Here is a 470-nt window from a genome sequence, read left to right as displayed (position 1 = left end):
CTACCGAGGGGCCCGTCGCATAGAAGATCTGTTCCTGTCCGTCCTTCATACGCGCGACGTACTCCGGCAGCGTCGTCACGCCCCCGTCGCCGTTCTCGGCGTCTGAGAATGTCGAGGCGAAGGACGAAATCCGCAGCAGCGTGTCCTGATTGTCCATATCGGACATCAGACCTTCTTTGAGGACGGCGCCGAATTGCGTCCAGAAGGTGCGATAGTCCTCGGGCTTGCTCGACTGGAGATCCGCGATGGTCGTCAGAACCTTCTTGGTCAGCCGACGACGTATGGCGGTGACCTGCCGGTCCTGTTGCAGGATCTCGCGAGAGACATTCAGTGACATGCCCTGTGCGTCAACGACACCCTTGACGAAGCGCAGATAGCCGGGCATGAGCTCTTCGCAATCTCCCATCACGAAGACGCGCTTGATGTAGAGCTGGACGCCGGCCTTGGCGTCCCTGGTGAACAGGTCGAAG

At 60.0% G+C, this 470-nt stretch carries 1 pseudogene; it reads right to left on the bottom strand.

Annotation, left to right across the window (positions count from 1 at the left end):
• Positions 1-470, bottom strand: a pseudogene (locus tag RM780_RS27655) (molecular chaperone HtpG); the annotation flags it as partial.

It is taken from the genome of Streptomyces boetiae, assembly GCF_031845405.1.
GTDB classification, from domain to species: domain Bacteria; phylum Actinomycetota; class Actinomycetes; order Streptomycetales; family Streptomycetaceae; genus Streptomyces; species Streptomyces boetiae.
This window is presented reverse-complemented; position numbering and strand designations above follow the sequence as displayed.